The following is an 8734-nucleotide window of genomic DNA, read 5'->3' on the forward strand; positions in this document are numbered from 1 at the left end:
CGGCAGAGGCGTCTTCGGGCCGGCGGCGGGGGCCTCTTGCGCCTGGGCGGGAACGCCGGCGAGGCCGGCCGCGCCGAGCGCGAACGCGGCGGCCAGCGCGAGGCGGAAACGTGGGGCAGGGGTCATGGGATCGGCTCTCCCGGAGCGGCCTTTGCGCCGCATAGGCTTTTTATGGGTTGTCACGCCGCGCCGCCCGGCCCGCCGCGGCGGGCGGTGAGGCCGGCGGAGGGATCATAGGCGATCACGGCCGCGATGAGGAACGCGGCGGCGCAGCCCGCGACCACCGCGAGCGAGGTCCACTCCACCTGACCGTACAGCGCGAAGCGGATCAGCTCCACCGCGTGGCTGAAGGGGTTGAAGCGGCAGATGTCGTAGAGCAGCACGCTCGACTGCTGCACCCGCCACAGCGGGTAGAGCGCGGAGGAGGCGAAGAACATCGGGAAGATCACGAAGTTCATCACGCTGGCGAAATTCTCGAGCTGCTTGAACAGCGACGACATGGCGAGCCCCATGGCGCCGAGCATGAGGCCGGACAGCACCAGCGCCGGCAGCACGGTGAGATAGCCCCAGTTCGAATCCGGCCGCACCTCCCAGAACCACGCCACCAGCAGGAAGGCGTAGACCTGCAGCAGCGACACCGCGACGCCCGCGAGCAGCTTGGCGACGAGCAGGTGCCAGCGCGGATAGGGGCTGACCAGCAGGATGCGCATGGCGCCGACCTCGCGGTCGTAGACCATGGAGAGCGACGACTGCAGCCCGTTGAAGAGCTGGATCATCGCGATCAGGCCGGGCGCGATGTAGACCTCGTAGAGCACGTAGGTCTCGTAGGGCGGCATGATCGACACGCCGAGCGTGGCGCGGAAGCCGGCGGCGAAGATGAACAGCCACACCAGCGGCCGCACCAGCGCCGAGAGGAAGCGTCCGCGCTGGTGCACGAAGCGCAGGCCCTCGCGCCACACCACGCCCCAGAGCGAGATGAGATAGCCGCGCAGCGTCAGGCCGCGGGGCGCGATCGGAGAGGTCATGCGGCGCGGTCCCGGTTCGCGCCGGCCTCGACCAGCGCCAGAAAGGCCGCGCCCACGTCCTCGGAGCCGCCGCGCGCCTTGAGGCCCGGCACGTCGCCCGAAAACAGAAGCCGGCCCTGATGCAGCACGACCACCCGGTCCGCCGCCTCGATCTCGTCCACCAGATGGGTGGCCCACAGCACGCCCACGCCATCCTCGGCGATCAGGCGGCGCGTCTCCGCCAGCATGTCGCGCCGGGAGCCGATGTCGAGGCCGACGGTGGGCTCGTCCAGCAGCAGCAGGCTCGGCCCGTGCAGCAGGGCGCGGGCGATCTCGACGCGGCGCATCTGCCCACCGGACAGCGCGAAGACGCGCTCGTCGGCGCGCTCGGCGTGACCGACCCGCGCCAGCGCCTCCCGGGCGAGGGCCTTGGCCGCCCGCCCGCCGATGCCGTGCAGGGCTGCGTGGTACTGCAGGTTCTGCAGCACGGTCAGCTCCAGATCGAGCGTGCGGGCCTGGAACACCACGCCGAGCCGCGCCAGCGCGTCGGAGGGCGTGCGGCGCACGTCGAAGCCGTCCACCCGGATCGCGCCGGAATCGTTGTGGTAGAGCCGCGTCACCAGCGAGAACAGCGTGGTCTTGCCCGCCCCGTTCTGGCCGAGCAAGGCGGTGAAGGCGCCGGCCGGCGCCTCCAGGCTCACGTCGTCCAGCGCCTTGCGCGCGCCGAAGGCGTGGCTGACGCGCTCCACCTGCAGCGCGGGCGCGCGGCTCACGGAACGGCCACCGCGCCCCAGGGCGAGCGGCCGGTGGTGACGGATTTCGTCACCTTCTCGGACGCCACGTCGATGATGGAGATGTCGTTGGAGTTGCCGTTGGTGGAATAGAGCCGGCTCTCGTCCGGAGAGAAGGCGAGCTGCCACACCCGCTGGCCGACCAGCAGATATTTGCGGATCGCGAAGGTCTCGGCGTCCACCACGGCGATGCGGTTGGCCGGCCCGAGCGCCACGAAGGCGGTCTTGTTGTCCTTGGTGATGCGGACGCCGACCGGCTGGATCGCCTCGGCGGTGACGCCGGGAATCTCGAAGGTCAGGCGCTTCACCACCTGATGGGTCTTGGGGTCGATCACCGACACCGTGCCGCCCACCTCGGCCGAGACCCAGACATGCTTGTTGTCGGGCCGGAACTCGGCCACGCGCGGGCGGCTGTCCACCAGCACGTTCTCGACGATCTCGTTGGTCGCGGTGTCGATGAAGTGGGCCATGTTCGTCGTTTCCGACGTGTTCACGAGGATCTTGCCGTCGGGGCTGATGCCCATGCCCTCGGGCTCCACGCCGACGGGGATCTCCGCCCGCTTCTGGCCGGTCGCGGTGTCCACGATCGTGACCATGTTGTCGTCTTCGTTGGCGATGTAGAGCGGATTGCCCGACGGATGCAGCACGAACAGCTCCGGATCGGGACCGGACGGCAGGGTGCGCACCAGCTTGTAGGTGGCGGCGTCATAGACCTCGACGCGGTTGTCGTCGCTGGCGCAGACATAGATCAGCTTGCCGTCCGGCGAGGCGATGATGCCGCGGGGGCGGCGGCCGGTCTTGATGGTCTCGACCGGCTTCAGCGTCTCTCCGTCGATCACCGTGATGGTGTGGTCGCGCTCGTTGCTGACGAAGATCTTCTCCGCCGCGGCCGGGGCGGAGAAGCCCGCCAGCGCCGCGAGGCCGAAGCTCGCCGCCATCAGCCGCGTCCGGACGGCGCTCTGGCGGGCAGGAGGAATGCTCATCGGTCTCTCCCATGGGGCGGCGGCGACCTGTCACGGCTCCGCGCGTCTGTTCTAGGCGATCGCGCGCGGCCGGCGAGCGGCGCGCGGCGTCATGCAGGTGTTTATTTCGCGAAGGAGCATCGGCTTTCGGGCTTGTCGAAGCCCATCGTGTCCAGCGGGTTGGTCTGGTGCAGGAACCCCTCCTGCGGCGAGACCGAGACCATGGCGGCCGGCTGGGCCAGAACGATCGGCTGGCGAAGCTGGTGGTCCCACGGACGGTAGCTGAAGGACTGGCCCTTGAAGCCGGCGAGTTCGAAATCCGGCCCGAAGATGAAGTCCTGCAGCGTCTTCAGGTCGTTGGACTTCGTGCGCGAGGCGGCTTCGCCGATGGTGCGCATGGCGAGCCACATCTGGAAGTCGAGCGGCCGCATGCCGCGGTTGGCCTGGCGCCAGAACCGGTTCTGAAGCTGCGTGGCGCCCCAGTTCTCCAGCGTCACGTGCCAGGTGGTGGGCGTCAGCCCCTGCGTGCCGGCGGTGGGGCGGGGGTCCCAGGTGCGCCAGCCGATCAGGTCGCCGAACTCGCCCAGCTCGTCGGCGATGACGGCGATGTCGTATGTCGCGTTCTGGGTGAAGACCGGGATTTCCGCCTGCGCGGTGGCGCGCGCGTCCGGGCCGAAGTTCCAGACCCGCTCCTCCACGATCTTGGCGCCGAACTTCCGGGCCGAGCGCTTCACGTCGTCGGCGTACTTCCGGTCGTCCTCGGTGCGGCCGGTCAGCAGCAGCCAGTTGGTCCAGCGCCGCACGGCGAGATACTGCGCCAGCCCGTCGGTCAGCATGGCGCGGTTCGGCGCGGTGTGGAGAATGTTGGCGCGGCAGTCCTCCTGCCGCAGCGCGTCGTCGCGCGCGCCGGCGTTGAACAGGATCACGTCCCGCCCTTTCACCGCGTCCGCCATCTTCAGCAGTTCGTCGGCGGGCGCCGCCACCACGATGAACTTGGCGCCGCCGTCCACCAGCCGCTGGAACGCGGGCATGGGATCGTCGGCGTGGGGCACCAGCTCCTCCGCCAGCACGAAGTTCTGCTTCAGGAAGCGGCCGGTGGTGTTGTTGTCGACGATCCCGAGCTTCGCGCCCGCGACGCCGTCGTCCTCGGGCGGCAGCGTGGCGAGCGAATCCCACCACGGCGGCGGGGCCGGGAAATGGCGCAGCACGCCGAAGCGGAACTCCAGCGGGGCCGCCTTGGGGGCGGGCGCGGCCGGCTGGGCAGCCGGCTGCTCGGGCGCGCTCTGGGCGGCGGCCGGCAGCGGCGTCGCCACCAGCGCAGCGGCGCACATCAGGGCCATGGCGAGGCGCGTCACGCGACCGTCCGGGGCGTGGGATTGGCGGGGCGGGGCATCGGCTCATCCTCCCGGCGACGGTGGGGTCCGTCGCGCGCTGTTCTATAGGCCAAGTCGTTTTGACCTTGGCGATGATTTCTTCCACGTGGTATCGCGGTTCGGGAACTATTCCACCCCCTCGAAGGGCGGAATGCAATATATAAGAAAATCATAAGCCAGTAACATCGTGCTGATGACGGCGTCGCAGGCCTCGCTTTCGGCCGGGAAACCGGTTCGAAGCCGCGAAGCCCGGCGTCGGGGCGGAGGGAGCCGGGATCATGACGCTCACACATGTGGCACAGGCGGGCTGCGACCGTCGCCGCGCGCTGGGGCTCGGCGCCGCGGCGGTCGCGGCCGCGGTTGCGGGCGTCCGTCCCGCATCGGCCGCGCGGCCGCTGTCGCTCGCCACGCTGAAGTTCGGCACCGTGAGCTGGCTTCTGGACACGATCGCCGCGGAAGGCCTCGACCGGCGCGAGGGCTTCGCCATGGCCCGCACCGAGCTCGCCTCCACCCAGGCCGTCACCGTGGCGCTGCAGGCGGGGCAGGCGGACCTCATCGTCAGCGACTGGGGCTGGGCCATGCGCCGGCGCAACGACGGCGAGCCGCTGCGCTTCGCCGCCTACTCCTCCGCGCTCGGGGCGCTGATGGTTCCGGCCGGCTCGCCCATCGCCGCGCTCAAGGACCTGAAGGGCAAGAAGGTCGGCGTCGCCGGCGGCCCGCTCGACAAGAGCTGGCTGCTGCTGCGCGCCCGCGCCCATGAGGAGGTGGGAGGCGACATCGGCGCCATGCTGGAGCCAGTGTTCGGCGCGCCGCCGCTGCTGTCCGAGCAGCTTCGGCTCGGCCGGATCGACGCCGTGCTCACCTTCTGGCCGTTCGCGGCCCGGCTCGACGCCGAGGGCTTCCGCCGCCTGATCGATGTCGGCGATCTGCTGCGCCAGCTGCGCATCGATCCGCCGCCGCCGCTGGTGGGCTTCATCTGGCGCGAGGCGCTGGAGAAGGAGGCCGGGCCGGCCCTCGACGGCTTCTTCCGCGCCGTCGCCGCCGCCAACGCCACGCTGAAGACCTCCGACGCCGCATGGGAGCGGCTGCGCCCCACGATGCAGGTGAAGACCGACGCCGAGTTCCTGAAGCTGCGCGACTACTACCGCGCCGGCATCGCCGGGCCGTGGACGGGGACGGACCTCGCCGGCGCCAACCGCCTCTATGGCCTGCTGACGGATCTGGGCGGCGCCGACTTCGTCGGCCGCAACCCGCGCTTCGACGCCGGCCTGTTCTTCACGCCCAAGGCGTGAGGCGGCGCGCGTGACAGGCGTTCTCGGTCGTCTCGGCTGGTCGGCGGCGTCGCTCGCCGTGCTCGCCGCCGTGTGGTGGGCGGTGGCGGTCTACGCGCAGTCGTCGCTGCTGCCCTCGCCGCCGCAGGTGCTGGAGGCGCTCAGCGTCGCGGCGGCCTCCGGAGAGCTTGCGCTCAATCTCGGCGCCACGCTCGCCCGCGTCGCGGTCAGCTTCGGGCTCGCCATGGTTCTGGGCTCGGTTCTCGGCGTCTGGCTCGGCCTGTCGCCCACCGCCGACAGGCTGCTCGGGCCGTGGGTGACGCTGTTCCTCAACCTGCCGGCGCTGGTCATCATCATCCTCGCCTATGTGTGGTTCGGCCTGAACGAATGGGCCGCGATCGCCGCGGTGGCGGTGAACAAGGTGCCGAACGTGGCCGTGACGCTGCGCGAGGGCGCGGTCTCGCTCAGCCGTGACCTCGCGGAGATGGCGTCGGTCTACCGGCTCGGACGCTGGAAGACGCTGCGCCACGTTGTGCTGCCGCAGCTCGCCCCGTTCTTCGCCGCCGCCGCCCGGTCGGGCCTCGCGCTGGTGTGGAAGATCGTGCTGGTGGTGGAGCTGCTGGGGCGCCCGAACGGCGTCGGCTTCGAGCTCCAGACCGCGTTCCAGCTGTTCGATGTTGCGACCATCCTCGCTTATGCGCTGGCCTTCGGCCTGATCGTGCAGGCGATCGAGATCGGCGTGGTGCAGCCGTGGGAGCGCGCGGCCAACAGGTGGCGGCGATGAGCGGCGTGACGGTCCACATCCGCGCCAAGACCTTTGCGGCGCAGGACGGCGCGCCCGAACGCGCGCTCTACCGCGACTTCCGTCTGGAGATCGCGGACGGCTCGTTCGTGGCGGTGCTCGGCCCCTCGGGCCTCGGCAAGACCACGCTTCTGAACATGATCGCCGGGCTCGACCGGGCGTTCGAGGGCGAGATCCGCTTCACCGGCGGCGGCGGCGCGCCCCGCATCGGCTACGCGTTCCAGAACCCGCGCCTGCTGCCCTGGCGCACGGTGATCGAGAACGTGACGCTGCCGCTCGACGCCACGCCGGAGGCTGCCGCCCGCGCGCGGGCGCTGCTCGGCGACATGGGGCTCGCCGACGCCGCCGACGTCTATCCCGAGCGCCTGTCGGTCGGCATGCAGCGCCGGGTGGCGCTGGCCCGCGCCTTCGCGCTGGAGCCGGATCTGCTGCTGATGGACGAGCCCTTCGTCTCGCTGGACGAGGCCAACGCCGAGCGCCTGCGCGACCTCCTCGCCGAGCTTGTGGCGCGCCGGCCGACCACGGTCCTGTTCGTCACCCATGACAGCCGCGAAGCCGTCCGCCTCGCCGACCGCGTCGTCACGCTCGCCGGCCCCCCGGTCCGCATCGCCGAAGACCGCGCGGTCCCGCTCTCCCCCGACGACCGCCGCCGCCCGGAAGCGGTGGAGGCGTTCCGGGGCGCGGGCGGTTAAGGCCAGAGGGCTTGTCGCGAGAGTGCGGCCCACACTTCCTTGTCCCGGCCTTGAGCCGGGACCCAGAAACGCTGACGCTTCCGGATGACGCTCCACGGTCGCAGCTTAGTTCTGTGCCGCCGACGTGTCTGGGTCCCGGCTCAAGGCCGGGACAAGAGAAGGGGCTGTGACAGCATCGCTCGATGATCCCGCAGGTTGTCGCGTTCGAGACGCTCCTCACCCCCGCACATGTCATCGCTTGGCGCCGACGACGCTTCCGGCTCAACGTCTGCGAGCAGATGCGCACGAGATTCGGGGAACATCCGCCATGCGGGCCAAAGCCGCCTTCGTCACCGTTCTGGCCGTCGCGCTCGCCGGTTGCGGCTCACCGCGCATGTGGGCGAAGCCGGGCGTCGGCGTCACGCAGTTGGACGCCGATCAAAAGGATTGCACGGACATCGCCGAACGAGGCCCGTTGACGCCGCAGGGCTACAGCGACGGGTCCGTGGCCGGCAGCGTCGGCGCTGGGATCGGCGCGGGCATCTCCGACACGATCGCGAAGTACAAGCGCCGCGACGCCTGCCTGTCCGAGCGCGGCTATCGCGAAATTCCGATCACCAGCGAGGAGCGCGCCAAGGCCCGCTCGCTCGACGGCGAGGCCAACGCCGCCTACCGCCAGACGCTGCTCGAAAAGTACGGCATGGCTCCGCGCCCCTGACCGCGCGACAGCGGTAGCCGGCGCCACCGCCCTTGTCCCGGCCTTGAGCCGGGACCCAGAAACGCCGCTGCTCGCAGAATCGCGCTGCGACCGTGGAGTGTCATCGGGAAGCGTCAGCGGAAATGGGTCCCGGCTCAAGGCCGGGACAAGAAAGTGGGCCGATCTGCGCGGTACCCTAAGAGAGGGAAAAACAGCGCGGTGTGGAGATACACGACCGAGACGTCGCGCTCCCTCTTGTCCCGGCCTTGAGCCGGGACCCAGATGCGTTTTCGCTTGCAGAATTGAGCTGTGACCGTGGAGCTTCGTCCGGAAGCGTCAGCGGAAATGGGTCCCGGCTCAAGGCCGGGACAAGAGGGGGTTCCGCCGCGAGCCGCCCAGCGCCCGCCAGCCCCGATCATCGCCACGCCCTTGAACGCCGCCGCCGCCCCGGCCCCCGCGTCAGCCCAGCGCAACGTCGAGGCCGAGGTCGAGGGTGGGGGCGGAGTGGGTGATGCGGCCGACGGAGATCAGGTCGACGCCGGTTTCGGCGATGGCCCGCACCGTCTCCAGCGAGACGTTTCCCGACGCCTCCGTCACCAGACGGCCGGCGACGCGGGCGACCGCCTCGCGCAGGGCGTCCGGCCCCATATTGTCGAGCAGCACAACGTCCGCGGCGCCGTGGGCGAGGACCTGATCGAGCTGGTCAAGCGTGTCGACCTCGATCTCGATCTTCACCAGATGGCCCGCATAGGCCTTAGCGCCGTCGAGCGCCGCCGCGATCGAACCCGCCACGGCGATGTGGTTGTCCTTGATGAGGATAGCGTCGTCGAGTCCGAAGCGGTGGTTGGCGCCGCCGCCGCAGCGCACGGCGTATTTTTCGAACACCCTGAGGCCCGGCGTCGTCTTGCGGGTGCAGCAGATTTTCGCGCGGGTGTGGGCGATGCGGTCGGCGAAGGCGGCGGTGGCGGTGGCGACGCCGCTTAAATGGCCGAGGAAGTTGAGCGCGGTGCGCTCCGCCGACAGCGCCGGCCGGGCCGGGCCCTCGATGCGGGCGATCACGTCGCCGGGGCGGAGCGCGTCGCCGTCCGCCTTCTCCGCCACCACGCGGATGTCGGGATCGAGCGCCGCGAAGGCGGCCTGCGCCAGCGGCAGGCCCGCGAGCC

Annotated in this window: 9 protein-coding genes; 4 read left to right on the forward strand and 5 right to left on the reverse strand. The window is 70.6% G+C overall.

Translation table 11 applies throughout. The features are described 5' to 3' along the window. Positions 1–179: 179 nt before the first annotated feature. The 4 genes from ACFQ4O_RS12435 to ACFQ4O_RS12450 form a co-directional block, all read right to left on the reverse strand. Positions 180–1025: an ABC transporter permease gene (locus ACFQ4O_RS12435; protein WP_378776011.1), complete on the reverse strand. Its 846-nt coding sequence runs from the start codon at positions 1023–1025 to the stop codon at positions 180–182. After that, the gene (locus tag ACFQ4O_RS12440) at positions 1022–1777 is read right to left on the reverse strand and encodes an ATP-binding cassette domain-containing protein (RefSeq protein WP_378776012.1); all 756 of its coding nucleotides are present in this window, start codon (positions 1775–1777) and stop codon (positions 1022–1024) included. Before ACFQ4O_RS12440 ends, ACFQ4O_RS12435 begins: the two co-directional genes overlap by 4 nt. Next, entirely contained in the window at positions 1774–2778 is a 1005-nt protein-coding gene (locus tag ACFQ4O_RS12445; RefSeq protein WP_378776014.1) for a YVTN family beta-propeller repeat protein, read from the reverse strand. Before ACFQ4O_RS12445 ends, ACFQ4O_RS12440 begins: the two co-directional genes overlap by 4 nt. Positions 2779–2879: 101 nt before the next feature. After that, entirely contained in the window at positions 2880–4097 is a 1218-nt protein-coding gene (locus ACFQ4O_RS12450) for an ABC transporter substrate-binding protein (RefSeq protein ID WP_378776020.1), read from the reverse strand. Between the two features lie 311 nt (positions 4098–4408). Between ACFQ4O_RS12450 and ACFQ4O_RS12455 the strand changes: the two genes are divergently transcribed. From ACFQ4O_RS12455 to ACFQ4O_RS12470, 4 genes are all read left to right on the forward strand, one after another. After that, positions 4409–5422: an ABC transporter substrate-binding protein gene (locus tag ACFQ4O_RS12455; RefSeq protein ID WP_378776015.1), complete on the forward strand. Its 1014-nt coding sequence runs from the start codon at positions 4409–4411 to the stop codon at positions 5420–5422. A gap of 10 nt (positions 5423–5432) precedes the next feature. Then, positions 5433–6185 (forward strand): ABC transporter permease, encoded by a 753-nt coding sequence (locus ACFQ4O_RS12460; RefSeq protein WP_378776016.1) that lies wholly within the window; start codon positions 5433–5435, stop codon positions 6183–6185. Next, positions 6182–6895, forward strand: a complete 714-nt coding sequence (locus ACFQ4O_RS12465) for an ABC transporter ATP-binding protein (protein ID WP_378776017.1) — start codon at positions 6182–6184, stop codon at positions 6893–6895. Before ACFQ4O_RS12460 ends, ACFQ4O_RS12465 begins: the two co-directional genes overlap by 4 nt. 238 nt (positions 6896–7133) lie before the next feature. Then, positions 7134–7592, forward strand: coding sequence for a hypothetical protein (locus tag ACFQ4O_RS12470; protein ID WP_378776018.1), 459 nt, complete (start codon positions 7134–7136; stop codon positions 7590–7592). Between the two features lie 438 nt (positions 7593–8030). Here ACFQ4O_RS12470 and nadC read toward each other — a convergent pair. Beyond that, positions 8031–8734 (reverse strand): carboxylating nicotinate-nucleotide diphosphorylase (gene nadC / locus ACFQ4O_RS12475; protein WP_378776019.1); only part of this gene is annotated, 704 nt, incomplete at its 5' end.

Source organism: Methylopila musalis (assembly GCF_042679725.1).
GTDB lineage: Bacteria > Pseudomonadota > Alphaproteobacteria > Rhizobiales > Methylopilaceae > Methylopila > Methylopila musalis.